This is a genomic window from Natronoflexus pectinivorans (assembly GCF_004345615.1).
Taxonomy (GTDB): domain Bacteria; phylum Bacteroidota; class Bacteroidia; order Bacteroidales; family Marinilabiliaceae; genus Natronoflexus; species Natronoflexus pectinivorans.
Genome location: NZ_SLWK01000013.1, coordinates 36,496 through 62,557, shown reverse-complemented (window position 1 = coordinate 62,557; position 26,062 = coordinate 36,496). Strand labels below are relative to the sequence as shown.

At 40.2% G+C, this 26,062-nt stretch carries 21 protein-coding genes; 8 read left to right on the top strand and 13 right to left on the bottom strand.

The window, feature by feature from the left end; all coding sequences use genetic code 11:
* Positions 1 to 9 precede the first annotated feature (9 nt).
* The 3 genes from hemE to EV194_RS14210 all read left to right on the top strand — a co-directional run bounded on the left by hemE (position 10) and on the right by EV194_RS14210 (position 4,574).
* The gene (gene hemE, locus EV194_RS14220; RefSeq protein WP_132434731.1) at positions 10 to 1,032 is read left to right on the top strand and encodes a uroporphyrinogen decarboxylase; all 1,023 of its coding nucleotides are present in this window, start codon (positions 10 to 12) and stop codon (positions 1,030 to 1,032) included.
* Between the two features lie 171 nt (positions 1,033 to 1,203).
* Positions 1,204 to 2,076 (top strand): LytTR family transcriptional regulator DNA-binding domain-containing protein, encoded by an 873-nt coding sequence (locus EV194_RS14215; protein WP_132434729.1) that lies wholly within the window; start codon positions 1,204 to 1,206, stop codon positions 2,074 to 2,076.
* A 182-nt stretch (positions 2,077 to 2,258) separates the two neighbouring features.
* The gene (locus EV194_RS14210) at positions 2,259 to 4,574 is read left to right on the top strand and encodes a TonB-dependent receptor (RefSeq protein WP_132434727.1); all 2,316 of its coding nucleotides are present in this window, start codon (positions 2,259 to 2,261) and stop codon (positions 4,572 to 4,574) included.
* Positions 4,575 to 4,725: 151 nt separating this feature from the next.
* On the opposite strand, the gene EV194_RS14205 is transcribed toward EV194_RS14210, so the two are convergent.
* From EV194_RS14205 to EV194_RS14195, 3 genes are all read right to left on the bottom strand, one after another.
* Positions 4,726 to 5,313, bottom strand: a complete 588-nt coding sequence (locus EV194_RS14205) for a hypothetical protein (protein WP_132434725.1) — start codon at positions 5,311 to 5,313, stop codon at positions 4,726 to 4,728.
* A 19-nt stretch (positions 5,314 to 5,332) separates the two neighbouring features.
* Positions 5,333 to 6,241, bottom strand: a complete 909-nt coding sequence (locus tag EV194_RS14200) for a DUF6588 family protein (RefSeq protein ID WP_132434723.1) — start codon at positions 6,239 to 6,241, stop codon at positions 5,333 to 5,335.
* Between the two features lie 173 nt (positions 6,242 to 6,414).
* Positions 6,415 to 7,092: a DUF2461 domain-containing protein gene (locus tag EV194_RS14195; RefSeq protein WP_132434721.1), complete on the bottom strand. Its 678-nt coding sequence runs from the start codon at positions 7,090 to 7,092 to the stop codon at positions 6,415 to 6,417.
* 148 nt (positions 7,093 to 7,240) lie between these two features.
* Between EV194_RS14195 and EV194_RS14190 the strand changes: the two genes are divergently transcribed.
* Positions 7,241 to 8,137 carry a patatin-like phospholipase family protein gene (locus EV194_RS14190; RefSeq protein ID WP_132434719.1) on the top strand — a complete coding sequence of 299 codons (897 nt, stop codon included), beginning with the start codon at positions 7,241 to 7,243 and terminating at the stop codon, positions 8,135 to 8,137.
* Positions 8,138 to 8,326: 189 nt separating this feature from the next.
* On the opposite strand, the gene EV194_RS14185 is transcribed toward EV194_RS14190, so the two are convergent.
* Both EV194_RS14185 and EV194_RS14180 read right to left on the bottom strand, forming a co-directional pair.
* Positions 8,327 to 9,346, bottom strand: coding sequence for a glycoside hydrolase family 43 protein (locus tag EV194_RS14185; RefSeq protein WP_132434717.1), 1,020 nt, complete (start codon positions 9,344 to 9,346; stop codon positions 8,327 to 8,329).
* A gap of 41 nt (positions 9,347 to 9,387) precedes the next feature.
* The gene (locus EV194_RS14180) at positions 9,388 to 10,074 is read right to left on the bottom strand and encodes an alternative oxidase (protein WP_132434715.1); all 687 of its coding nucleotides are present in this window, start codon (positions 10,072 to 10,074) and stop codon (positions 9,388 to 9,390) included.
* A 549-nt stretch (positions 10,075 to 10,623) separates the two neighbouring features.
* On the opposite strand from EV194_RS14180, the gene EV194_RS14175 reads away from it, so the two are divergent.
* A complete protein-coding gene (locus EV194_RS14175) occupies positions 10,624 to 12,138 on the top strand; it encodes a L,D-transpeptidase family protein (protein WP_262708677.1) in 1,515 nt (504 codons plus the stop codon).
* Positions 12,139 to 12,143: 5 nt separating this feature from the next.
* On the opposite strand, the gene EV194_RS14170 is transcribed toward EV194_RS14175, so the two are convergent.
* The gene (locus tag EV194_RS14170) at positions 12,144 to 12,956 is read right to left on the bottom strand and encodes a murein L,D-transpeptidase catalytic domain family protein (RefSeq protein ID WP_132434710.1); all 813 of its coding nucleotides are present in this window, start codon (positions 12,954 to 12,956) and stop codon (positions 12,144 to 12,146) included.
* A gap of 248 nt (positions 12,957 to 13,204) precedes the next feature.
* Here EV194_RS14170 and EV194_RS14165 point away from each other — a divergent pair, with 248 nt between their 5' ends.
* Entirely contained in the window at positions 13,205 to 13,939 is a 735-nt protein-coding gene (locus EV194_RS14165) for a superoxide dismutase (RefSeq protein ID WP_132434708.1), read from the top strand.
* Between the two features lie 561 nt (positions 13,940 to 14,500).
* On the opposite strand, the gene EV194_RS14160 is transcribed toward EV194_RS14165, so the two are convergent.
* From EV194_RS14160 to EV194_RS14130, 7 genes are all read right to left on the bottom strand, one after another.
* Positions 14,501 to 15,217 carry a hypothetical protein gene (locus EV194_RS14160; protein WP_132434706.1) on the bottom strand — a complete coding sequence of 239 codons (717 nt, stop codon included), beginning with the start codon at positions 15,215 to 15,217 and terminating at the stop codon, positions 14,501 to 14,503.
* Positions 15,218 to 15,305: 88 nt separating this feature from the next.
* The gene (gene yaaA / locus EV194_RS14155; RefSeq protein ID WP_132434704.1) at positions 15,306 to 16,073 is read right to left on the bottom strand and encodes a peroxide stress protein YaaA; all 768 of its coding nucleotides are present in this window, start codon (positions 16,071 to 16,073) and stop codon (positions 15,306 to 15,308) included.
* 588 nt (positions 16,074 to 16,661) lie between these two features.
* On the bottom strand, positions 16,662 to 17,801 hold the full coding sequence (locus EV194_RS14150) for an acyl-CoA dehydrogenase family protein (RefSeq protein ID WP_132434702.1): 1,140 nt from the start codon (positions 17,799 to 17,801) through the stop codon (positions 16,662 to 16,664).
* Between the two features lie 150 nt (positions 17,802 to 17,951).
* Positions 17,952 to 18,545, bottom strand: coding sequence for an outer membrane beta-barrel protein (locus EV194_RS14145; RefSeq protein WP_165921901.1), 594 nt, complete (start codon positions 18,543 to 18,545; stop codon positions 17,952 to 17,954).
* Positions 18,546 to 18,981: 436 nt separating this feature from the next.
* Positions 18,982 to 20,955 carry an acetyl/propionyl/methylcrotonyl-CoA carboxylase subunit alpha gene (locus EV194_RS14140; protein ID WP_132434698.1) on the bottom strand — a complete coding sequence of 658 codons (1,974 nt, stop codon included), beginning with the start codon at positions 20,953 to 20,955 and terminating at the stop codon, positions 18,982 to 18,984.
* Positions 20,939 to 21,730 carry an enoyl-CoA hydratase/isomerase family protein gene (locus tag EV194_RS14135; RefSeq protein WP_132434697.1) on the bottom strand — a complete coding sequence of 264 codons (792 nt, stop codon included), beginning with the start codon at positions 21,728 to 21,730 and terminating at the stop codon, positions 20,939 to 20,941. Before EV194_RS14135 ends, EV194_RS14140 begins: the two co-directional genes overlap by 17 nt.
* Before the next feature lie 15 nt (positions 21,731 to 21,745).
* Entirely contained in the window at positions 21,746 to 23,338 is a 1,593-nt protein-coding gene (locus tag EV194_RS14130) for a carboxyl transferase domain-containing protein (RefSeq protein WP_132434695.1), read from the bottom strand.
* 496 nt (positions 23,339 to 23,834) lie between these two features.
* On the opposite strand from EV194_RS14130, the gene EV194_RS14125 reads away from it, so the two are divergent.
* The gene (locus EV194_RS14125) at positions 23,835 to 24,773 is read left to right on the top strand and encodes an N-acetylmuramoyl-L-alanine amidase-like domain-containing protein (RefSeq protein WP_132434693.1); all 939 of its coding nucleotides are present in this window, start codon (positions 23,835 to 23,837) and stop codon (positions 24,771 to 24,773) included.
* The gene (locus EV194_RS14120) at positions 24,766 to 25,959 is read left to right on the top strand and encodes a cation:proton antiporter (RefSeq protein WP_207916063.1); all 1,194 of its coding nucleotides are present in this window, start codon (positions 24,766 to 24,768) and stop codon (positions 25,957 to 25,959) included. Before EV194_RS14125 ends, EV194_RS14120 begins: the two co-directional genes overlap by 8 nt.
* The last annotated feature ends 103 nt before the right edge of the window (positions 25,960 to 26,062 follow it).

Here is a 26,062-nt window from a genome sequence, read left to right as displayed (position 1 = left end):
GATAACCAAATGAATTCAATACTCTTAGATACACTAAAAGGAGAAACAACACCACGCCCGCCGGTTTGGTTTATGCGGCAGGCGGGTCGTGTGCTACCCAATTACAACAAGCTTAAGGAAAACCATACTTTTCGTGAAATGATGGCCGACCCAAATCTGGCAGCCGAGGTAACGCTGATGCCCATCGCCGATTTGGGAGTTGATGCAGCCATCCTTTTTTCTGATATATTGGTGATTCCCAATGCCATGGGTATGGAGTTGAAATGGACTGATAGTGGTCCGTTGTTTCCAACACCGTTAAGCAATTTTTCATCTCCGGTGGAGCATCTTAAGGAAAGTCCCCAAAAATTAGAGTATATCTATGATGTAATAGATGAGATTTTGCGGCGCCGACCGCAAAATATACCCCTCATTGGCTTTTGCGGAGCACCTTTAACCACCATGTGTTACATGTTGCAGGGAGTCAGCAGCAATGGCAATTTTCCCGATGCCATGAAATTTCTTTTCAGCAATAAAGCAGAATCAAAAAAACTGATAGATGCCATTGCCGATTTTTCTGTGCATTATGCTCTAAAGCAGATTGAACATGGGGTGGAGGTTTTTCAGTTGTTTGAAACACATGCCGGGTTGATTCCTACTGAGATGTACATGGAGTTGTTTATGCCTGCTGTTGAGAAAATTGGAAAGGCAGTGCGTGCCACCGGCACGCCTTTCATCTTTTTCCCGAAAGGGTTTTCAACCGGATTTAAGGTCTTCACCCCCGATTTGTGTGATTTTGTGAGCATCGACTGGCAAATGCCGTTAAATGATGCCCGCGAGATGATTCATCCTGAGGTCGGTTTGCAAGGAAACATCGACCCACGTTTACTTTATGCATCGCAGGAAGTTATTGCATCGGAGCTTGAGAAATTGAAACCATTTTTCCGGGACAACCCGAAATGGATTCTGAATTTAGGTCATGGTTTTCTTCCTGATATACCATACGAGAATGCCCGTTTCGTGGTGGATTGGGTGAAATCAACCAAATGGTAATGTCTTCTGTGCTGTATTATAGTTCGTTAATCATTTTTATTTTGTTGATTTACAAATAAATGAATATTTGCTTGTGAGTTGTTAAATGTGTTAAGATTAATGACATGAATTTGCCTGATACTTTGCTGAAATCTACTATCTAGTATTCTATAATTCTAATGTTCTATTGTTATGAACTCACGCTTCCAAAATATCGTGAACATTAAGTTTCCGCCCAACTATTTCTTCCTCAGGCCGGGAGCCGGTTCTCTGATTATTGGAGTCATAACTTACCTGTTTGTACTTATTTACAGGCCACTGGGTACAAAGGCTTCCATGCATTTTGGGTTCGAAATAACCATGGCATTTTACTGTCTGGCAGTTGTTCTGTTTGTTTATCTTTCAATCATTCTATTGCGTCTTATCCCATTTTTTAATGACCTGGCGCGCTGGACGCTTTTAAAAGAGGTGTCAGGAATTTTTCTGATTTTGTTTTTTTCCGGAGTGGGGGTGTATTTTACCGGTTTTTTGATTGAGGACGCTTCGGTTAACCGATGGAATTTTTCAACTTTTTCCGATTCTGTCATTCGTACCTTGGTTGTAGGGATGGTTCCCTTTGGAATTTTGTCCCTAAGGAATTTTCAGTTGCTATTGCCCGGACAGCGTGTTGTGCTAGGTGCAACGCCTCACTCTGTTTCATCCCAAGAGGATGAAATAGAGATTCATTCATCACTCAAGAAAGAGCATCTGAATTTCCCCTTGCCGAATTTTCTCTTTGCTGAATCTGAAGGGAATTATGTTGCTTTTCACATTCTCAGCGATAACAGGATTGTGAAAAAAGTCATACGCAACTCCATCAACAACATTCAGTGGCAACTGGAGAAATATCCAAATCTTTTTCGCTCGCACAGGGGTTTTATCGTTAATCTTAACCGGATAAGAAAGCACCAGGGTAACTCTTCGGGGTATCGCCTGTTTTTGGATGGAACCGATGTGGTTGTTCCGGTATCGCGTCAAAATGCAGAAAAATTTGAGAGCCTCATGGCTCTCAAATCACAATCCTGAATTATTGTATCATCTTTAATTTTTGCTGTTCATCACAAGAGTTTGTAATTGGTCACAATTTCAAATACGAATTTTGTTACCGGTCACAAATTATTGTCATGTATCCCTTGTTATTGGAGGGTTTTCATTGATTTCGGTACTTGCGGTTGTCATTCAATTGCAAAATTTAATCTTTGAAAACCATGAAAACGCCATTTAAAATTTTAATCATTGCCATCCTTATAGGATTAGCTACCCAATCGGTACAAAGTACCTCATTTATTTCTGGAAAAATATATGATGCCGATTTTTCCGAGCCGTTGCCATCGGCAACTGTGGTGTTGTTGAGTCCGGCAGACTCTTCGCTGCTGGCAGGTGTCATCAGCAATTATGATGGAGAGTTTAAAATTTCCGGTATTTTACCGGGAAATTATCTTTTGGAAATTGGTTTTGTAGGTTTCCAATCTTTATCACATCCCATCGAATTATCAGAGCGGGAATTAAATCTGGGAGTTATTTATCTGCATTCTCAAGCGCTTGAAATTGGTGAGACTTTGGTTGTTGCAGAGCGGCGGAGAGCCGGTTCAAACGGAGTTATGACCACCTATCATGTCAATACCAGGATGGAAAAAGTGTCGGCAACAGGTGTTGATATTTTGAGTCTGATTCCCGGTGTTCAGATTGATTTGATGCAAAATCTGACCATTCAGGGAAGACAAAACATCAAAGTGCTGGTTAATCATGTTGAGAGGGACTTGAATTTTCTTCGTCAGTTGGATGCCTCCCGCATTCTGAAAGTGGAGGTGAATATGGCGCCGGGTGTCGGTTATGAAGCCGCAACGGATGGAGTTATCAACGTCATATTAAAGGAACGGGAATCCGGGTGGAATAGCCATGTGCATGTTGAAGCTCCAATTTCACAGAAGGAGTATTATCTTTTTCCGAATTACGGATTGAATGTGGCAATAGGAAAATTCAATTTCTTTACTTCTTACGATGGTGAGTTCAGTGGCTTCGACATCGAGGAGCGAAGCCGTCATACGGCTTCGCTCAATGGAGTATCGAGAGATTTTTCTTCGGTTCAGGAAGTGGTGCAGGATTATCGTTCACACAGGTTTCACTATGGTTTTGATTTTTATCTGAATGAACGCAATCTTTTCAACTTCTATGCCTACACCAACCCTTTTTCCAATGAGCACAACGGAAACGTGGTACATCATTTAAAAGAAGATGGTGAAACTCTTTACATAAATGAAGGGAGCAAGTTGGATTACGACCGCAATAATCGATCGTTTTATTCACTTTACTATCGTCATTCATTCAATTCTAATCATGAAATATCGGCTGATGCCACACTTTTTCGATTTAAAGGTAAAAACCATACCTGGTTTGAGTTTGACGACGCAGATGATTTCAGCAATTCAGTGAATCCTTATCAAAGCAACTACAGCCTGAAAATTGACCACAAAGTAGCGCTTAATGAAAGTTTGGTTCTAAGAAGTGGTTTCAGGCATGTCAGAACTGAAATGGAAGACCTGCACAACAATGATTTCCGGTATCGTGAAAATCTCACAGGGGTTTATTCGGAAATCTCCGGTCAATATGGCCGGTTTGGCTTTGGCAGCGGTATTAGGATGGAAAAGCGACAAGTGAGTGAACAAACTGTAGGTGAATATTCGGATATTGATTATTTTCCGTCATTCAGAGCCGGTTTCAGCTTTGAGAATGGCCACCGGTTGGAAATGCGATATACCCGTTTGATTAACCGTCCACACATTTACCAGATGAATCCTCAACTGATGATGCACGACCCTTTGTTCACAACCATTGGAAATTCCGCATTGAAACCATCTTTTATCAACAGTTATCAGTTTGAGCACTCTTTCGGCTTTGGTTCAGGATTCTTCTCTTCTCAACTGTTTTATAATCGTCTGTCAAACTATATTGGGGGTTATACAGATCTTAATCATCAAGGTGTGCTGGAGCAGAATTTCATGAATCTTGGTGGTGTTGATCAGTTTGGAATTCAGTTGGTTGCGGCCTTAAATGTTTTTAATCGCATATCTTTTAGTCCCTATTTTCAGTTGTACAAAAATGTGAGCCACCCTACTAAGAATGATGGCCGAATATCCGATATGGCCGTTGAAACGGCCTTCTCGGCAGCAGTTGAGTTGGGGAAAAGCACTTCTGCGTCGGTCATGTTTCAGTACAATAGTCCTGTAACCACGTTTCAGAACAAAAACTGGCACGATGCGCTCTATTTTATCACACTTGACCAAAAAATAGGAAATAGCCTGACAACCGGATTAAAAACCGCTCTGCCATTATCTGGAAACGTCATTTATCATGCTCACGAGATAAATGGTATGGATTTTTCCTCCAGTGCGTCAGGGAATATATCCTTATCACAAATGCCTCTTTGGTTCTATGTGCGTTGGCAATTTGGCGGGGGAAGAAATATCAATCGAATTGGTCGCGAAAAGGAGAATTTCAATAATTTACCTTCAAAAGGATTTTAAAGGATGAATGTGTTGCAGTGATATAGAAAGTTCAAAAAAAAGAAAACTTAACCACAATGAACACAAAGAACGCACAAAGCCAACATTTTTTTGATTAAAAAACCTTTGTGAACTTCGTGAAATACTTTGTGCTCATTGTGGTTGTAATAAGTTACAATCCTTTCACTTCGTCTTTGTATTCAATTACAACTTTTATTCTTACATCCATTTTTGCATTTATAAAAGTTGAATTGGGAATGGTGTTGCCTTCAATTCTGATGCCGATTTGATTCTTTCCTTGGGGAACACTATTGTAGGCAATGGCTTTGAGAATGCTTCGCAATTGGTCAACTCCCGGTTTTTTCAAATGTTGGTTAAGGTTTACTGATTGTGTTGCCGCATTCAGGTTGATTTCAAGATTCTCGACTAGAATGTACTCTGTATTATCCCAACCGGTTATATAAATGGTAGAAACAACTCCTGCAGCAGTATTGGCAGGTTGTTCAGGTGTTGCATTTAATGCAACATCCAGAAAAATTCCTTCAACCATAACATCCGTAATTTCGCCATCGGTTTCAAGGTCTCTTATGGCATCCTGGATTTCTCTCACATCAATATCAGCAGATTCTGCAAACTCACCTTCATGATAAACAAAAGCAGTACCTGATTCGGTAAATGAAGGATAAAGGAAAACATCCTTATCTCCACAGCCAGCAAGAAGTAAGGCTGTGATAACTATTATAAAATTTATTTTCTTCATATTGTTTTGGTTTTAATTGTTACTTATATCCAAATCCAATACCTAAACCGGCAGAAATCGTACTTTGTTTAGCCAAATTGTATTCTGCATGCAAATTTACCGGACCAAGATTAAATCCAAACCCTGTGGTTAAGCGGATGGTGTTTCCGGGAGTCAGATCAAACCTGATTTCCTCGGTTTGACCATTTTCAAGGTTCTCATATTCATAGCTGATTTTCATGCTTCCCATTTCGTAACCCAGACCTCCGTATAATGTAATTACCTGAATTGAGAAACTTCCCTGAAGACTTATAATGGATGAGGAGGCATCCAGGTAGTCTCCAAACTTAAATCTCTGATTGTAAAAACCAATGGCGGAGCTGAAAGGAAGGGGAAGATATTGATCAATACTGTGCCTGAGTCCCCATCCAAAGAGTGAAATATCGCCAACATCTTCGATTTTTTTGGTTCCTGCAAATCGTATGGTTAAATCAGTTCCATAAACCGATCCTACAGTAAGTTGAGGGGTAATCATGGGCACATAGTTGATGTCCAAACCTCCGGGGAAAACGTAAACCAACCCGGTGTTTGGATCTTCAATTCTCTTTCCTTCTGACGGTCCAAATACGGTGGGAACATTTTCCACCCGTGTGGAGGGAAAATAGTCACCTTCGGTGGTAGCGGTCATAAATTTCTGACTAGAAGGAATAACTGCCAATTGCGTTTCAATTCCAAGATAAATCTGAAATCCAAGTTTATTTATCCCTGCATTATGAAAAAGACCGCTGTTCAGATTTGCCGAAAAAGCATCCGCAAATGGCTGCATATATTTCTGTCCGTTTTCTGATGTGTATTTCGAAACCAGTTCTTCAACATTTTGCGCATTTGAACTAAATGATACAAACCATCCAAAAAGACAGAAAAGAGATACAATCTTTATTTTTTGCATAGAGAATAGTTTAGATGAATAATAATTAGTTGGCCAATTGAGACGACAAAATTCCAATCCAATCTCGTCATGGCGCTTCACAGAGGCAATTTACCACCAAAATCAAATAATGGGAATAATATTTTGACCAAGGAAAGAAATGTGGTGTTGGTTGATTTAAAAACCGGGGGGAATTATTGTTCCTCAAATGCATACTTCACCGCCTTATTCAACCAAGTGTTAAAAGCAACGGTTTTGCTGAATGCTTCAATGGCATTGTCCAGAAGTTTTTTGTCCAGAATGAACTCTTCATTCACCTGTTTGCAAAGAATGGGGTTTTTAAGCTTGAGATATTCAGCGTATGGGGAGTCGGCAGGATATCCGCGTGGTATTCGTTTCAAAGGCTGATCGTCATCAAGCACAAAACCTTTGGCTGCTTTGATGGTCTCTTCAAACTGGTCGCCATTGAGATAGATTTCCTCCCGAATGCTGTTGATTATCTTTTGTTCGGGACGATAAAGTCCCGTATCAAGTTGCGAGCCACCCAGAAACCCTTCTCCTTTGGGTTCAATGTGGAAATAGTAACCTGAGTATCCCGATTTTTTCCCATGAGGACAGATATAAGCTCCAAAATGCGTTTTGAATGGCATTTTATTGGCCGAAAAACGAATGTCCCGATAAAAACGGTATGTACAATCCTTAACCGTCAACCCCTTAATTGATGGGTCAAAGTCGGCAATACCGACTATCAGTTTCTCTACAAAACTGTTAAAGATGTCCCTTGCTTCCAGATATTCATCTTTGTTCGCCTCGAACCACTCTCTGTTGTTGTTTTCGCTTACTTTTCTTAGAAAATTCAGGACTTTTTGCATTTTGGTATCTCAATTTGATGGTTGGTTTTAATTTCAAAGGTAAAGATTATTTGGTTTATTGGGGGGTTGTTTTTTTTGTTAATTTTCTGGGGCATATTCATTTTTTTTCTCCAAATCCTCGTAATTTTAGCAGACTATTCGACAATATATGGATATGAATTCTAAAACCAATAACCGTGATATGACCCATAACATTGCTCTTGTGCTGGAAGGGGGAGGATTCAGAGGGATTTTTACTGCTGCTGTGCTTGATGCTTTTCATGAATCGGAGTTGTTTTTCAATTATCTGATTGGAGTATCTGCCGGTGCCGCTTACAGCGTATCATACGTGGCTCGGCAGTACCGGAGGAATTTGGAAGTCAATCGTTTTGTTAATGACCCCCGATACTGTAGTTTGGCCAATTTTGCCAAAACCGGCAATTACTTCAACTGGAGCTTTATATACCATGAAATTCCTCTTCAATATGTTCCCTTTGATTATCAGGTTTATAGTCAATCAGATTCACGATTGAAGGTGGTGGTTACCGACATAGAAACCGGACTTCCTGAATACTATGAGTTGCGCACAGATTCACCCGAAGAGTTTCGCGACTGGCTCTCTGCCACCTCAGCATTGCCGATGATTTCTAAACCCATCCGTATTAACGGTCATCGATATATGGATGGCGGACTTTCGGACTCCATTCCTGTTGCCAAGGCTCTGGCTGATGGAAACGATCGGGCAGTTGTTGTTCTGACCCGTCCCAAGGGTTATCGTAAAAAACCAAGCCGATCTTCATGGCTTTTGCGTTTTAGGTATCGCCATTACCCTAAACTGATTGAATGCATTCATAAGCGAACAGAAGAGTATAATGCCACCTTGGATTTGATTGACCGCTTGGAAGTAGAGGGGAGGATTTTTGTCATTCGTCCTGCCAATGGAAATTTAGTCTCACGATTGGAGAATAATCCACAAAAGCTGGAATTGTTTTACAATTCCACTTTAAAGCAGATGAAAAGTGAATTGCCAAGGCTTAGGAAGTGGTTGGAGGATGGAGTCTTGTAGGCAGATAGGAGCATTCAAAATATTTCTTTTATATTAATTTTTTCTGAGATCTCTGGAAAGTTTTGAAAGCAAAAAGGGGCCCAATGCCCCTTTTTGTATTTACTGTAAATGCTCGTTCCAGCTTGTGATACTTTGCGAAGCAAAGTATTCAAATAACTCACACAAATTATTCTTAGAAATCATTTTTCTTCAATCATCAATATCCTGACCAAAATCCGGGAAGCCATCTTCTGTCCAAGTGATTACACGAGCACGAGTGTGACGATTAGGATCGCTTAATGGATTTCCTTGTAATTCCATATAATCTCTGGCATGATATATCATAATGTCTGTTTTACCATCCTCGGCAACAGTAAAACTGTTATGCCCTGGCCCAAACCTGTTAAATTCAGGGTTCGTATAGAATACGGGTTCTGGTAACTTATTCCATGACGCTGGATCAAGTAGATCAGAATCTTTATAGGCCCATAATAATCCTATCGCATAGTTATGGTCGGTGGCACTAGCTGAGAAGGTTACAAAAATCCTGTTGTTTCTTTTTAAAACAGCTGGCCCCTCGTTTACCCAATGCCCTTGTATTTCCCAATCATACTCAGGCTTGGTTATGATTACCTCGCGCTCATCAATTGTTACGTGATCCTTCATTTCAGCAATCAACAAGCCTGTACCTCTAAAATCGTTTAGCCCGTTTTCAGTCCAGATTAAATAGCGCTTACCACGATGTTCAAATGTTGTTGCATCCAAGGCAAATGCGTCTCTTTGAGTGTGAATTTGTCCTTCTTCAACCCACTCGCCTTGGGTAGGATCTTCAGAATCATTCGATAAAACCCACATTCGAATTCTCCAAACATCTTCTGATCTTCCTGCTGCAAAATAGATATACCATGTATCGTTGAAACGATGAAGTTCAGGTGCCCAAATATGATGACTCATGGGCCCGCTGGCGTGCTTGCTCCATACTACATGTGCTTCTGCATCAGCAATTCCGTTAATTGTTTCGGATTTACGGATTTCAATTCTGTCAAATTCCGGTGAGGTTGCTATAAAATAATAGATTCCATCATCGGTCTTATGAACCCAGGGGTCGGCTCTTTGCAATACCAGAGGATTGTTAAAACGAATTTCCTCCTTCTTTTCGGTGCAAGATTGAAAAAACGCAGCAATAGTAAGCGTAACTATTACAATTCTAAATTTCACAAATGTATTCATACTCTTAATTTTTATTATTGTTTGATCATCATCTACAGCAACTAATGTAACTCCGGCATCCCATCATATTTATGAATGAGCTCTGTTTTTCCTGCCAAAAAGAAACTGTGATTCATATGGTCACGCTCATCCAAAGCTATACGACGAAATACATCTGCCCAGTTTTCGACCTCAATATAATACTTTTTTACAAATTCATTGTTCATGGGCTGGTTTTCCCACTCCGGATTATCCTTAACCATATTGGCATAAACCAGTTCTGCATGATTTTCGAATTCAGCATTGAAAAGATACGCACCTTTTTGACTAAAGAAAGCCGTTATTTTGGCAATGATAACATACGACAAAACGATGAAAAACCTCATAAATGCTGAAAGATACCACGTATCTTTCATTCCATCTTCCACCATTTTCTGATGGATAACCAACAAATGCATATACTCATTATCCTGTGCATCCCTCGACCAGTCTATCACTTCCTGATAATCCCTTACTCTTGTCAACTCTTTATACTTGCGTGTTTGTTTGGTATAATGTCGAACTTCCCAGGCACGGTAGGGAATACTGGCAAGAATCTCCAATAGTTTGGCTTTGGGCAGAGTGTCTTTTTTTCCAGCTAACAAATCCATTGAAAAAAAGAAAAATTTTGCTGCCAGACTATATTTATATCTTGGTGTTTCAATTGAGCTTTGCTGCTCCGCTTTTAAGTCAATCTTTGATTTTTCCATATCTTCAGGTTATTAAAACAATTTCAATCTTTTAAACTACTCCGCCTACAAAAATACTTTTTTACGGAAATTCACAACAATCAACGTCTTATATTCGGTTCGGAACTCATTAATATAGACCTATTCTATATAAAACTCTTATCAACGGAGCAGTTTAGAAAAATTTATTACTGTTAACCAACGAATTTAATACAGATTTCTCGCTCTGCTCGAAATGACAAAACTTTAAAGAGGCGAAGATGGGTGATGGCGGCGAAGCCGCCATCACCCTCTCAAATCGCAACAGCCTTTTATTTCGAGCGAAGCGAGAAATCTATTACATGATTATCATTATAAAAAATACTGAGTCGGACAGAAGTGAAACTTTTTATTATATTGCATGTTGAATATATAAAAAGCTTTATAGCATGATTATTAAATTGAATATTCTTCTATTGGCTTTGATTCTTTTTTTTTTGTACCGGTTGTAAACAACAGGTACAAAGAAGAGAATTAGCCCGAATTCTGAGTGAGCGCATAGAACTGATAGCAGACTCTGCAAATATTGAATTGCTTGATGCCTATTATCAGCCTGATTTAATTTCGGAACTCTACAGAAAGAGCGGGAAGATGTTCTCTCCTTTATGGAGAGAAAGAGAAAACATAGACCAACTGATGGATTTCCTCAGAGAGGTTCATCTCGAAGGACTAAATCCCGAAGACTACCATATGTCGAAACTGGAGTTGTTGATGGAGAAAATAGTGGATAGTAGAACCCCAGATACGGAAGATTTGGCAGAACTTGAGCTTCTTCTTACAGACTCTTATCTGCTTCTGGCTTCTCATTTGGGGAGCGGTAAAACCGATTCAGAAACCATTGACCCTCAATGGCATGCTATACACCGAAACCCCGATGTTGACTGGGTCAGTTTTGTGGATAGTACATTAAGGCACAGAGTGGTGAAAGAGACGTTACAATCTTTAACACCCTCACACAGAGAATATTCGAACCTTAAAAAAGCACTCGCAAAATATGTGGCCATTGAAGAAAAGGGAGGCTGGGATTCATTTAATACATCGTTAAGAAAACTCGAAAAAGGCATCAATCATCCGGATGTGGCTTTGTTGCGCACACGACTATCCGTTACTCAAGGGGATATTACGTTTGACAGCATCAATGAGAATTATTTTGACGAAGCGTTGCACCAACATGTCGTTCTGTTTCAGATGCGCAATGGATTAACAGCCGATGGCGTGGTTGGAAGAGGCACCATTGATGCTTTAAATATTCCTGTAGAAGAAAGAGTAGCCTCAATCAGAGCCAATTTGGAAAGATGGAGGTGGCTGAGTGATGATTTGGGCGACAGACACATTTTAGTGAACATTGCCAATTTTGAATTATTACTTATTGAAAATGGTGAAACCATTTTCAAAACTGAAGCAATAGTCGGCCGGCCATACAGAAGAACACCTGTTTTCAGTTCCAGAATGACATACCTGGTGTTTAATCCGGACTGGACCATCCCCCCAACCATTTTACGAAATGATGTTATTCCAGCTGTCATTAACAACCCAAATTATTTGAATCAACGAAGAATGCGAGTAATAACCAGAAGTGGCGAAAACGTTGACCCATCCGCAATTGACTGGCAAAGAGCTGCCACTAGTGGTTTTCCATACATGATTCGTCAGGATCCGGGACCGGATAACGCATTGGGTTTGGTAAAATTCATGTTTCCCAATCATCACAATGTATACATTCATGACACTCCATCGCGTGAGTTGTTCAGGCAAACCGAACGGTCATTCAGTTCGGGATGTATTCGTATAAACCAACCCATGAAATTGGCTGAAATCCTATTGGACACAAATCCGGGATGGGATATGCAAAGAATTAATCAAACACTGGCTGAAAAACGGTCAAGAACGGTTCATTTGCAAAGACCTGTGCCGGTACATCTGTTGTACCTAACCGCATGGGCCGATGACGAAGGCATTGTCTATTTCAGACGAGATATTTACAACAGAGACGAACCATTGCTGATTGCACTCAGACAAAGTACAAAATCGGATGAAGAGATTTGAATACCTTATTGTAACAATTGAGCCAATAATGGCCACATGGTGTAATCGCGCGTAAATAAAGGAGATTCCTCGAGGAACTTAATCATTCCGGCCATTGCGTTTTCAGAGGTTAGCAGTGCGGACTTTTTGGTGTAGCTTGCTGTTGGATGGTAGATAAACAAACAAGTACCGCGAGCCAATAAGCGAATCACATCCTCATGATTCTCCATAGGAATGGCCGGGCATCCGTGACTTCTTCCCAAACGGCCATGTCTTCGAACAAAATCATGGCTCACGTAATCTGCGCTGTGCATCACGATGGCTCGCTCCCGGGCTTTATCATTTATGCCGGGTTCCATGCCGTTTAAAAAGAGTGACATGCCGTGTCGGCCATAGTAGATGTCACCAGTAACGTAAAACCCGAGACTGCTCTGATAGGATGATGGGATATTACTGAACCGGGTAGCGAACAGCTCACCGCTGTTCTGTCCGTGAGAGACAAGCATCTGGTCAGTGATTTTCATTTTATCCAAATCAATCACCCACATGCGTTCATGCTTGGAGGAAAGTGAGAAGTCAATGACAACCAGAAGGTTTTTCTTAGTTTGTGATTCTTCTTTTAATTTAAAAAAGCCTGTAAGTGCTTTTTTAAATACTTTTCGTTCAGGTTTGTCAAATGAGTTAATATCCAGATTATCATAAAACCAATTGATGTAGGTTTCGAAATAAGTATCATTGAAAGAAGTCTCTGATGAAATTTGCTCATCGGAAAGATGAGTATATCCGGTAGGAAATATAAAAAAAACAGCCGCACAAATAAAAATCCACCTCTTCAGCATATATTCCGGTTTTAAAATAAGTTTGCAATATAACCATAATACGCTATATATCAACTTAAAGTTTCAAAAATAAAAGTTAAACATACAAGACACATAATTAGCCCCTTGCTTCAATCAACTGATGACATAAGGTCATCAGTTGAGATAAATACTTATCACATCATCGTGAACAAAATAAAATATAATGTGTTGATTAGTATATATAAAGCAAAATAATTTTAAATTTTAAACCCTACAAACATATGAATATGAAAAAATTAAATGCAGCACTATTATTACTGGCTTTGATTTTTGCCGCATGTGCAACACCTGCAGCAGAATCTAACGAAAAAGAGAAAGAGAAACCATTAAAAGAGTACACTGGAGAACCAGTTGAACACGTTTTTCCAGACCTTCCGTATGCTTTCGATGCGTTGGAGCCTTATATTGATGCGAAAACCATGGAGATTCATTACGACCGGCACCATAGAGCATACTACAACAACTTCATCAATGCCATTAAAGGTACCGAGTTGGAAAATGCCTCTTTGGAATTTATTTTCAGTCAGATGTCGAAGCTAAGTGCCACAATTCGCAATAATGGAGGAGGATTATACAATCACAACCTGTTCTGGGAAGTGATGGCTCCGGGTGGACAAGGTGAACCATCCGAAGAACTAAAAAATGCCATTAACCGCACCTTTGGAACGATGGATGCCTTTAAAGAGAAGTTTAACAATGCGGCACTTACGCAGTTTGGTAGTGGATGGTCGTGGCTGCTTGTGAAAGAAGATGGTTCACTTGCCGTTTCAGGCACAGCCAATCAGGACAACCCGCTTATGGATACTGAAAAAGTGAGAGGAACTCCAATTCTTGGGCTTGATGTATGGGAGCATGCGTATTACCTTAAATATCAAAACAGAAGAGGTGATTACGTGCAGAACTTTTGGAATGTTGTTAATTGGGACGAAGTGAACAGAAGATATAGCAAGGCAAAGAAATAAGATTTAAAGTTATTGTTTCAGTTTATGTCCAAATGAGAAAGCCGGTTGAAAAACCGGCTTTCTTTTTGCTTTTAAAGCAATATTATACGGAGAATAAATTTCATATTTTTAAAGTGCTCAAGCCGCACGGGCTCTTACTTTTTTTACTCATTTTGTGTTTTCTTTTTAAGGTATTGCGTGATCCGCTTCGCTCCGCAACAGCAAAAAAAAGTAAGCAAAAAATGCCATCGCTGTCATGAAAAAGGCTAAAAATCGATATCTTTTTAACCTCATTATCACAATTGATTTAAATTGCATTCGGTTGAACACGTCATAAGCTGTCTCAATACTAAAGAATCAAATTACAATAATGACTCGTTTCTAAAAACCGTGAACTCGCTTCGCTCAAACAGCACGGTTTTCTTAACGAAAAAAACATAGATTTTCTTAACGCCTTTTTCCTGAGGCGGAAAACAAGCCCTCCTTTTCAAAAAAGTCATATAACTTAACACTCGCAGCGCATACGGGACTTTTTAAAAGTTCTTACTGGGCACTAATGCTTTTAAATAAAGTCTTATGACTTTATTTATTAATTCGCTCCATATACATTTTTCGGACTTCCATTAAATACTCCAAATCCATCTTGGGATTATAAATCCTAATCATGTCCTGAATGCCAAAATTTACATGAAAATGTCCAATGGCCGCATCAAACATCGGTTTCTCCCAATTGTACTTGATCTTTTTGGTAATATCCTCAAAATATTTCCATGTTAAATACTTTGGAATGGTGAAATAACCATGGTCCTTTTCGGTTACATCGAAGTAAACACCGGGATGCTTCTCTTCGAGGATAAAGAACTTTTTGATGCGAATAACTGCCGGCCCGGCAGGTTTCCCTCCGGGTTTCTTACGAAACTCAATGCCTTCATCCATGTAACACGCTTGAAGCTCGGGTATCAGATTGTAATCATTAAGGTGTCGCACCCTGATTACGTGAAACTCCTTATTATAAATATTTACAACACCGGCAGCAGCATTAAATTCCGATTGAAAATACTTTCTGATGTTTTGTGTTGCACGAGTAACCTGCTCCACCGTGTAAAGTTGCTTCAACACGAAATAAAGGTAGAGCGGTTTGGTGTCAATTGGATGGTCAGAGTAATAATCATAAAATCCCGGAAATGGTTCCGGAGCCTCTAACACAAAAGTGTTGGGCATAATCTGCTCATCCAGTGTCTGGAGAGTCTCCTGCTTCAGAAGATTCCCATAACGTTCAATGTAAGGTGACGGGCTCATAATATATGGTTTTTATTTATTGTTTCATTTTTGAGAAAGATAGCCATAATCGTACGCTAAATCAACCATTCAAAGTTTTTTATCTCAGCTACCTGCGGGTAAAAACCAATTCTTTTCCTTTAGACAATTCATTATTAAAAACATAGCCATCCAGATCAAAAGCTTTCAAATCCTCGGGATTTGTAAGCCGGTTTTCAACAATGAAACGGGTCATTAACCCCCTTGCCTTTTTGGCATAGATGGAGATGACTTTATATTGTCCATTTTTGAATTCTTTAAATACCGGTGTGATGATTTTTCTCTCTATTTTTTTCTCATCAATGGTTTTATAATACTCCTGACTGGCAAGATTAACCAATGCCTGATGATTTTCTGACTGCAAATCATCATTGATGGCTCTGGTTATTTTATCTCCCCAGAACGAATATAAATCTTTTCCTTTAGAATTCAGCAGTTTCGTTCCCATTTCGAGCCGATAGGGCATAATGGCATCAAAAGGACGCAAAACGCCATATAACCCTGATAAAATCCTCACGCTTTTCTGGGCGTACTCCACTGCTTCAAATTTCATGGTATCCACTTCAAATCCGCTGTATACCTCACCTTTAAACGCATATATCGAAGCACGAACGTTGAAATCGTCAAAAGGCCAATGCCAAAGCAAAAACCTCTCTGCATTGAGTTGTGCCAACTTATCACTGATGTGCATCAACTCCCTCAAATCCTTAACAGATTTGGTTTTTAGCAAACCTGCCAACTCCTGTGCCTCAGCTGAAAAGTGAATTTCCGTGGTATTTACATCAGGAATTCTACGTTCAAAATCCAAAGTTTTCGCAGGTGATAGAAGTATAAGCATATTTATTTCAGTTAGCAAATGGGAATATAATTGATGGTTTTGAACATTATTTTTGCCTTAATGGTGATATACTCTCCAATAAGAGTAAGTTTTATCTGTTTATGTTTTTTGGTGTTCCCGAGGTCTCGGGACGAGTTTCATGTCACCACTCTTTAGACAAATATGCAGATTTTAATGCTATTGTCGATTATTCTTGTATTAAAATAGTTCGTTAAACTTTATAATTTACTTGATTTTTAGGTGGACGTATTCACTCTTGTTGTGTATAAGTGTCAAAAATTCAAGGATATGCATATGTCTTGTATCTAATCCCGAATGTCTTGGGAAAAGTTTAACGATCTAGTTAGTTAAAACTCTTAAGTTTAATTTTAATTTGAATATTGATTTTCTATTCTCCCAACATTTGCCACTTACGATGGCTGTATCTGATTTTCCTAAAACATTGGAAGTACGTTTTTCTCTGTTTATTGAATTAATAGTCACTTAACCTAACAAGCCTTAATCCGCCTTGCGTAATTCCGCTATGCATTATCTCCTGTCTCCGATTTCCGATTTCCGATTTCCGGTTTCCTGTCTCCTGTTTCCGTGTCATATCCCCCTCGCAATCACCAGCCGTAGAATTTCTGAAGTTCCTTCTCCAATTTGCAGAAGGCGTTGGTCCCGGTAGAATCGCTCTATGGGATTGTCCTTGAAAAGCCCTGAACCACCAAAAACTTGAACAGCTTCATCGGCAATTTCTCTTGCAATTTCTGAAGTATATAGTTTTGCCATGGCGGCTTCGCGGGTATAAGGCTGGTTATTATCCTTCAGCCAGCATGCTTTGTACAGAGTATTTCGTGCCAGTTCCAGTTTCATATCCATATCGGCCAGTTTAAAGGCAATGGCTTGGTATCGGTTAATGGGTTTGCCAAACTGTTTCCTGGTTTTGGCATGTTTTGCTGCCATTTCAAAAGCTCCCTGTGCCAGTCCAAGTCCCATGGCTGCTACCGAGAGGCGACCGCCATCCAAAGTCTTTAGCATATAGCGGGCTCCTTGTCCTTCCTGACCCAGTAAATTTTCTAAAGGTACACGGCAATTGGTAAAGGACGCTTTTCCGGTGTCGGAAGCGCGCCACATCATTTTTCCCAGCAATCGCTGAGATTCAAAGCCCGGTGTCCCTTTCTCTACCAAAATGGTAGTAAGCTGTGATGGTTGGTCCCCGTTTTGTGTCATTACCTGAAGCGTAACCCCCAGTGTAAGAGGGTTTGATATGTTGGTAATATATCTTTTACTGCCATTGATAACCCACTCTTCGCCTTCGATTATTGCAGTGGTTTCAGTTCCTCGTGCATCCGAACCTGCATTCTCCTCAGTTAAACCAAATGCCCAAAGATGCTCTCCCGTGGTCAATTTTGGCAGATACTTCTCTTTTTGCGTATCGGTTCCGTAATCCAAAATGGGAACCAGTCCCAGACTGTTATGAGCTGCCACTGTCGCTGCCTGTGAACTATCCACACGAGCCAGTTCTTCTACGGCAATGATGTAAGATAAAGTATCAAGTTCGCGACCACCGTATTTTTTGGGAATATTGATTCCTAATATTCCTTCTTGTCCCATTTTTCGGGTTAACTCCGGGGAAAAGCGTTCTTCGCTGTCAAGTTTCTCTGCCTCCGGTGCAATTTCTGATTCTGCAAAGTTTCTGATTCTTTGACGCAACTCTTCGTGTTGCTTCTCTGTAAATGGGTTCATTTATTATTTATATAAATATTAATTAGAATTTATTTTATCAGATAAACACCAGTTTTCGGTTCTTGTTTAGTTTTTAAAGGTGAAAATATTAACAAAAAAGGGTTGCCATTCGGCAACCCTTTAAAATAAAGTGTTTTGGTAATTTTTGGCTTATTTCTTTCCGCCACCAATTTCAAATCCAAATTTGAAAGAAAGGTAGTTTCTTGATTCAAGAGCTGAATCAATACCGGTTATTACATTATATTCCATCCCAACACGGAAACTTCCTAAAACAACTCCAACACGTGGTGCAAAACCAAATTTGGTACCGTAATCCAAGCTCATCCCTAACTCATCTCCCCAAATATCATTTGGATCGTTTACATCGGCTTTGAAATCAACACTACCTAATGAATACAATCCTACTCCTAATCCGGCAAAGGGACGTACTCGGTTAGTGTTGAAATAGTAATCACCTGTTAACTGATATGTTCCAATTCCTGATACAGACACATCCATTCCTTCCACATCACTTGAACCAAGAATGGCCCATTCCAATTTTAAACCTAAGGCAATGTTGTCGGTGTAGTTGTATTTTGGTTCAATGTAGAAACCAATACCTCCACTTACGTCATCTCCACCCATTGGGCTTGCATAAAGAAAACCAACATCAACTTTAAATGGCTTGTAAAGTTCGCTTTGCGAAAATGCGCTGGTAACTGATACCAGGATAGCAATTACTAAAATTCCAATTTTTCTGTTCATAATAGTTTGGTTAGTTATTAAATAAATGTTACGCAAAAATAGAAATATATCATTAACAAAATTATAATCATGGTAATTTGTAATTTTTCTAAATAATAATTCAGAATTCTGTATGAAATGCTTTTTATTACGACAATATCGCATCAGGGTTACAAAAAAAATAATTTATTGTAGTATTATTAGAACTTTCCACTGATTGTCTGGATTGTGTTGTGTGATTTAACTGCCAGTGTTTCAGAAATAAATGAATGTTACTGTTAAGCAGGAAATTTGATTAGTTGAAGTATTTAAAACTTGTTGTTAAATTTAAAGTTTGAATGCAAAGTTAAAATATGCTAAAATCCGGTAGTTAACTGAACTAATTGTTTGCTTGACCACAACACAACACGGCAGCCAAATTGCAATGAAATGAGTTTCCGAACTTATTGTAAATTTTTTAAAGTTTTAACTCCATAATTACTTCATTGGCTTTAACTTGAGTTCCAGGGAGTGTTCTTATTTTTTCAATAACTCCGTCATGTGTTGCTTTAAGCAGATTTTCCATTTTCATGGCTTCAAGAATGGCCAGTGTATCTCCTGCTCTAATCATATCGCCTTCGGCAACTTTAATGTCGGTAATTTTTCCGGGGATGGGGGCTGTAAGGGTGTTGCCAAAGTTTAGGTTTGTGGATTTTTTTCGGGCACAATCCTGTTTGTTGGGAAGAATCCATGATGGGATGACATGCAGCTGAGAAGCCTCATAACGCAGAATAAAACTGCCATCGGGCAGTTCTGTTGAATTGAATTGGAGCTGTTTTTTATCTGAAAAGAAACTTATTTTCTTATGGTCATCATTAATGTCTCGAATCTCAATGGACGATTGTCCGTTAACTTCAATTTTTAATATATCATCTACATCTTGCCATTGAATTTGATACAATTGTTGATTTATTGAGAATGAGATGTTTTGTTGCAGTCTGAAATATCCGATTTTTTGCCACGTGCTTTGATTTTTCGTTTGATTAGGGCGCAGAATGTGAAGCAATGCAGCAGCGGCAATTGCTTTTTCATCAGGTGATTGGGGCTTGGTGTAAAAGAAATTGTTGCAGAATCCGGTTGTGGTTTCACCTTTAATAAATGCTTCGCTTTTTAATACCTCTGAGAGATAGTGAATGTTGTTGGTAATACCAAGAACAGCTGTGTTATTAAGTGCGGCAATGTTTTTTCGAATGGCTTCTTCGCGATTTTTCCCATGGGTGATTATTTTCGCCATCATTGGGTCAAAATCGGGTTTTATTTCCACAGGTTTCTCTATCCAGGTATCAGTTCGAGCCAATTCCTGTTTCGGCCAGTTTACCTCATATAGTTGTCCCGGGGCGGGGGAGAAGTTGTTGCCGGCATCTTCGGCATAAATGCGGCATTCAATGGCGTGGCCATTGAATGAGATGTCATCTTGTTTAATCTGCAACGGCAAACCTTCAGCTATCCTAATCTGCTGTTCTACAATATCTACTCCAGTAATTTCTTCAGTAACCGGATGCTCCACCTGAATACGGGTGTTCATCTCTAAAAAATAGTGATTCCCCTTATTATCAACCAAAAACTCAATGGTTCCTGCATTGTAATAGCCAATTTCTTTACAGAGTTTTATGGCGTCGTTCGTAAGGGTTTTTCGGAGTTCTTCCGTGAGAAATGTGGATGGTGCTTCCTCAATAATTTTTTGATATCGTCGCTGAATGGAGCACTCACGTTCAAACAAGTGGATATAATTATGGTGTTGGTCACCTAAAATTTGCACTTCAATGTGACGGGGCTCTTCCAAATATTGCTCTGCATAAACGGTTTCGTTGCCAAAATAGCTAACGGCCTCTCTCGATGCGCGGGCTATGATTTCAGGCAGTTTTTCGGGCTGGTTAACTTTGTACATTCCTTTTCCACCGCCGCCTGCAGCAGCTTTTACAACGATTGGGAAATTAAGTTTGCTGATGTTTTCCAGTACTTCATTCGCACTCCCTGAGATGGATGGAGTTATCGGTATTTTAAGTCTTTGAGCAATTCCACGGGCGTTTAATTTGTTACCCATTTGATGAATTGCCTGATGAGAGGGGCCGATGAAAATCATTCCGGCATCCTCCACGGCTTTGGCAAACGTATGGTTTTCCGAAAGAAAGCCATAACCGGGATGAATGGCATCAGCCTTAAAAGCTGATGCCAACTCTATGATGGCATCAATATTCAGATATGTTTCAGCGAGCGTATGGCCTTGAAGAAATGATTTTTCGTCTGCATCACACCAATTGTCCATTTGAGTGGTTAAACCGATGGTTGTGATACCCATTTTTCGCGCGGTTTTGACTATTCGTGAAGCTATTTCACCACGGTTAGCTATAAAGATTCTCTGTATTTGCTTTGGTTTAAAACTTTTTGTCATTCCAATTTGGTTTTCGCTTTTCAAAAAACGCTTTAACCCCTTCTTGTCCGTCGGCCGATATGCGTGCTTTGGAGATGAGTTCAGCGCAAAGTTCCTGCATGTTTTTATCAACAGAAACAAGTGAATCCCCCAACCGGTTCAAAAGAAGTTTGGTTTGCTGAACAGCCTCGGGGCTGTTGCGTGCCAGTTTAACGGCCAATTCTCTGGTTTTTACAGCAATGTGCGTGGCCGGGAATATTTGTTGAACCAGATTGAAGCGATAGGCATCTTCTCCATTGAAGGGAATGCCACTCAGCAATAGATATCGTGCATTGGCCAGTCCGGTTTTTTTAACGATGTATGGGGCAACAGTTGCCGGTACCAATCCCAAACCAACCTCACTGAATGCAAACAGGGCATCGGGAGAGGTAATGGTTATATCGGCACAGGCCAGAATTCCAATGGCGCCGCCGTAGGCGCCTTTGTCGGCTCTGACAATGATTGGTTTGGGGAATTTTTCCAGTTCGTGATACAGTTGATTGAACAGGCGTGCGTCCTCCAGATTTTCTTCATAGGTTTGTTCCGTGGCTTTACGCATCCAGTCCAAATCGGCACCGGATGAAAAAAAACCATTTTTCCCCGACAAAACCAGTGTTTTGTATTGTTTGGATTCTGCAGTATCCTGCAAAAATGCTATCAGTTCCAATATCATGGAACGGTTCAGTGCATTGCGCTTATCCGGCCGGTTTAACTCCAGATAGCAAATGTTTTCGGCAAATTTCTTAATAAGGGTCATAGATTCTATATTTACTTACATCCTGAAAACACCATATTCAGCTTTTCTGAAAGGTGCATTTAGCGAGGTTTCGATGGCCATTCCTAAAACCGTTCGGGTATGAATCGGGTCAATGATGCCATCGTCCCATAATCTGGAGGTGCTGTACCATGGTGACCCCTCGTTTTCATACTTATCAAATATACTTTTTTCAATCTCTTTTGTTTCGTTTTCGGTCAGAATATCTCCTTTGGCTTTTTTCTGCTCTGCTTTAATGGTGCATAAAACTCCGGCGGCCTGTGCAGCACCCATCACTGAAATACGGGCATTGGGCCACATGAATAAAAAGCGAGGTTCGTAGGCTCTTCCCCCCATGGCGTAGTTGCCAGCTCCATAAGAGCCGCCGATGATAACGGTGAAAAACGGAACACCTGAATTTGCCAGTGCGTGTACCATTTTAGCACCATCTTTTGCAATTCCTTTGTTCTCATACTCTTTACCAACCATGAACCCGGTAATGTTCTGAAGAAAAATCATGGGAATCCCTCTTGAGTTGCACAGTTCAATGAAATGTGTCCCTTTTAATGCCGATTCTGAAAACAGAATGCCGTTGTTGGCTAAAATTCCTACCTGGTAACCATGTAACCGGGCAAAGCCTGTGACCAATGTTGTTCCGTAGTTCTTCTTGAATTCCTGAAATTCGCCGGCATCGGTGAGCCGGTTTATAATTTCTCTTACGTCAGGCCATGGTTCTCCATGTCCCGGAATCAGATGATATAAATCTTCGGGAGAGTAATCTGGTTCAGAAAACTCTATTTTATCCAGATTATGTTTTTGAGGTTTGGGCATATTGGCAAAAATATCTCTGCAAATGTGCAATGCATGGTCATCGTTTTCGGCAATGTGGTCAGCCACTCCCGATATTGAAGTGTGAACTTCGGCACCGCCGAGTTCTTCGGCGGTAACTTCTTCCCCGGTGGCTGCTTTAACCAGTGGAGGTCCGGCCAGAAAAATGGTTCCCTGGTTTCTGACAATGATGGTTTCGTCGCTCATGGCAGGAATATAGGCACCTCCGGCAGTACATGAACCCATTACGATGGATATTTGTGGTATTCCGGCAGCAGACATGCGTGCCTGATTGAAGAAAATTCTTCCAAAATCATCTTTATCTGGAAACACATTGGCCTGTTCGGGCAGAAAAATTCCTCCTGAATCGACCAGATATACGCATGGGATGTTGTTTTTTTCTGCAATTTCCTGAGCTCTAAGGTGCTTTTTGATGGTTTCATGCACATATGTACCTCCTTTAACGGTTGCATCATTGGCCACAATCATCACTTCCCGGTTGTGGATAAGACCTATGCCGGTAATAATTCCGGCTCCGGGGAATTCGTTGTCGTATTGGTTAAATGCGGCTAAAGCAGAGAGTTCCATGAATGGAGTACCGGGGTCAATTAGCCTGTCGATTCTGGTGCGGGCAGGGAGCTTTCCTCTTGCAATGTGCTTTTCCATAAGAGATTCAGAGCCCCCCTGGCTCTGTTTTCTTAGGTTTTGAAGAAGCTCTTCTGCCAGAGCTTTATTGGATTGATGATTCTTTATATTTGAGGTTGTCTTTTTTGAATTGGCCATAATCAGCTTTTAATGGTGTTGGTTATTTTTAATGATACAGCAATTAATCTCGTTTTGTTAAGCTTGAAGTACTTAAATTCCAACAAACTCCGATGTAATTGGAGGGGGGTAACTTCATATTATTAAGAACCCTGAAGGTTCAACCTCATTCGGGGTTGAATATCTTGGGTGTGTATTAACCGTGAGTGAAACTCACGGTTATTCACATATAACCCCTATCGGAGTAATTTATATTTCATAAAATTTTAACTCAACGACATTAATTCATAAATTGAAATAACTTCAAATAATGCATATTGTTTAATTGAGGAATCAAATGTTTTCTGATTTTTCCATCATAAATTACGAATATTTTACCAATACTTCCTTAATTTTGGAGAAACATTTATGAAACGAGCCATGAGAATCGTCAGATCGACGAAGTCAAAAAGTTCTCACACAGGAGGATGATTATTGGCGAGTTCCATGTGATTACTTAAAAACAAATTTTAGACACATGAAATTGTCTGTATCACCAATAAAGCAATCCAAAATGGGATATTTTAGAATAAAATTACTTCTCATTATCATAAGTTCATTTTGTATCGCTTCATGCGCACAAAAATCAGCGGAATCAGAAGGACCCTTGATTGATTTTGAGGTTTATTCAACCTTACAGGATACTGTGATTTTTAATGAAGTGATGGCAGAGTTCAGATTGGCCGGGGACACATCCGGAAATTGTGCTTCCCGCATCATTGCAGTGGCTGAGTTTTTTGCCGGAACCGAGTATGTGGCCTCAACACTGGAGTTAGAAGGGGAGGAGCGATTGGTGGTTAACCTGCGAGAGCTGGATTGTACCACTTTTGTTGAGTATGTTTTGGCCATGGCCTGTTGTCAGTCTTCCGGACGTTTGGATATTGACGATTTTTACAGAAATTTGGCTTTAATCCGCTACCGTCATGGAAAACCGGAGGGTTACCTTTCGCGGCTTCACTACTTTACCGAATGGTTAAAAGTGAGAGAAAAACAAGGGAGTCTGATTCTTATCAGTGACTCTATAGGAAATGAAGCGTTTAATTCAGAGGTGCATTTTATGTCTACAAACCCCGGGTTTTATCGTCAGCTGGAGGCAAACCCGGAGTATATTTTCCCTTTGCAGAGAATTGAGGGCAGAATTGCGGGGTATTCTATGAAATACCTCACCAAAGATATTATTAAGGATAAAGAATCACACATCAATAAGGGCGATATCATCGCCTTTGTCACCACCATCGAAGGACTTGATGTTTCGCACACAGGGTTTGCCGTGCATCATAATGGAAGGGTTCATTTGCTGCATGCCTCCACTCGCAGCAATAAAGTAGAATTAACACCCGTTCCGTTGCATGAATATCTGGCAGGTTTGCCTCGGGTGAGCGGAATTCTTATTGGTCGGGTGGTTAATTGTGAATAATTATAACTCTGAAATGGCTTTAAGTTTTGCTATCATAGGTTTGTTTGGTATAACAGCTCATTATATTTTTACAAAACTGCGTTTACCCGGATTTCTGGGGATTCTGTTTTTAGGTATTGCCATTGGTCCGCATGCGCTCAATTGGATTGATGAAAGTATATTGATTGCTTCGGAGGATTTAAGAAAAATCGCACTCATCATTATTCTTCTTAGAGCAGGGATGGGATTACACAGGCAAACCTTGAAAATGGTAGGTGCTCCGGCCATTCGACTTGGATTTATACCTGTTCTTTTTGAGGGATTTATGGTTCTGTTTGTTGCCTGGTATTTTTGGGATTTGGGTTTTGTGGAAGCTGGTATGCTGGGTTTTATTCTTGCAGCCGTTTCACCGGCAGTGATTGTACCCAAAATGTTATCGTTTATTGACCGTGGCAAAGGAAGTGAAAAGGGAATTCCAACCATGATATTGGCAGGAGCTTCACTGGACGATGTGGTTGCCATTACCATATTCTCTGCATTTGCCGGCTTTTATGGCGGACAACAAGTTAATATTACGGTGCAGGTTTTGTCCATTCCCGTGGCAGTGATTACCGGAGTTACACTCGGAATTGTGATTGCATTCATATTGTTATGGATTTTCAGAAAGTTTGAAACCCGCAATACGAAGAAGGTTTTAATTATATTGGGTGCAGCCATTCTGTTAACAACTCTTGAATCCGTTCAGTCGCTTATTCCATTGGCATCTTTGCTTGGTGTAATGGTCATTGGCTTTATTATTCTTGAAAAAGAACAAAAAACAGCGGTCGATTTATCTTCCAAACTCAATAAATCCTGGATTTTCGCTGAGATTATTCTATTCACACTGGTAGGTGCGGAGGTAGATATCTTTCTTGCTTTGGAGGCTGGAGTAGCGGGACTCTTAATCATTACCGCCGGCTTGTTAGCGCGTTCAGTTGGCGTTATGGCATCGCTTTTTAAAACCGGATTCAGTTTTAAGGAACGGTTTTTCTGTATTCTAGCATACAGTCCAAAAGCTACGGTACAGGCAGCAATTGGTTCAGTTCCAATGGCTATGGGGGTTCCGGGAGGAGATGTTATTTTGACCATTGCTGTACTTTCCATCGTTGTTACTGCACCATTAGGCGCCATTGCGACCAGTTTTGCAGGGGAACGAATATTAAAATAACCCCCTTTTTTCTCAATTTGACGATTCCGATAGATGGTTGTTGTAAAATCTGAAAGATTTTACCTAATTTAACTTCGGAAAAAGATTCTCTTAGATATGAAAC

Excerpts from the sequence above, each read along its gene's own strand:
- EV194_RS14130 (WP_132434695.1), bottom strand. The coding sequence starts at position 23,338 with ATGGCCAATTCAAAAAAGACAACCTCAAATATAAAGAATCATCAATCC.
- EV194_RS14150 (WP_132434702.1), bottom strand. The coding sequence starts at position 17,801 with ATGAACCCATTTACAGAGAAGCAACACGAAGAGTTGCGTCAAAGAATC.
- EV194_RS14195 (WP_132434721.1), bottom strand. The coding sequence starts at position 7,092 with ATGCAAAAAGTCCTGAATTTTCTAAGAAAAGTAAGCGAAAACAACAAC.
- EV194_RS14190 (WP_132434719.1), top strand. The coding sequence starts at position 7,241 with ATGGATATGAATTCTAAAACCAATAACCGTGATATGACCCATAACATT.
- EV194_RS14170 (WP_132434710.1), bottom strand. The coding sequence starts at position 12,956 with ATGCTGAAGAGGTGGATTTTTATTTGTGCGGCTGTTTTTTTTATATTT.
- EV194_RS14125 (WP_132434693.1), top strand. The coding sequence starts at position 23,835 with ATGAAATTGTCTGTATCACCAATAAAGCAATCCAAAATGGGATATTTT.
- EV194_RS14205 (WP_132434725.1), bottom strand. The coding sequence starts at position 5,313 with ATGAAGAAAATAAATTTTATAATAGTTATCACAGCCTTACTTCTTGCT.
- EV194_RS14180 (WP_132434715.1), bottom strand. The coding sequence starts at position 10,074 with ATGGAAAAATCAAAGATTGACTTAAAAGCGGAGCAGCAAAGCTCAATT.
- EV194_RS14185 (WP_132434717.1), bottom strand. The coding sequence starts at position 9,346 with ATGAATACATTTGTGAAATTTAGAATTGTAATAGTTACGCTTACTATT.
- EV194_RS14140 (WP_132434698.1), bottom strand. The coding sequence starts at position 20,955 with ATGACAAAAAGTTTTAAACCAAAGCAAATACAGAGAATCTTTATAGCT.
- yaaA (WP_132434704.1), bottom strand. The coding sequence starts at position 16,073 with ATGCTTATACTTCTATCACCTGCGAAAACTTTGGATTTTGAACGTAGA.
- EV194_RS14135 (WP_132434697.1), bottom strand. The coding sequence starts at position 21,730 with ATGACCCTTATTAAGAAATTTGCCGAAAACATTTGCTATCTGGAGTTA.
- EV194_RS14200 (WP_132434723.1), bottom strand. The coding sequence starts at position 6,241 with ATGCAAAAAATAAAGATTGTATCTCTTTTCTGTCTTTTTGGATGGTTT.
- EV194_RS14160 (WP_132434706.1), bottom strand. The coding sequence starts at position 15,217 with ATGAGCCCGTCACCTTACATTGAACGTTATGGGAATCTTCTGAAGCAG.
- EV194_RS14145 (WP_165921901.1), bottom strand. The coding sequence starts at position 18,545 with ATGAACAGAAAAATTGGAATTTTAGTAATTGCTATCCTGGTATCAGTT.
- EV194_RS14165 (WP_132434708.1), top strand. The coding sequence starts at position 13,205 with ATGAAAAAATTAAATGCAGCACTATTATTACTGGCTTTGATTTTTGCC.
- EV194_RS14215 (WP_132434729.1), top strand. The coding sequence starts at position 1,204 with ATGAACTCACGCTTCCAAAATATCGTGAACATTAAGTTTCCGCCCAAC.
- hemE (WP_132434731.1), top strand. The coding sequence starts at position 10 with ATGAATTCAATACTCTTAGATACACTAAAAGGAGAAACAACACCACGC.
- EV194_RS14210 (WP_132434727.1), top strand. The coding sequence starts at position 2,259 with ATGAAAACGCCATTTAAAATTTTAATCATTGCCATCCTTATAGGATTA.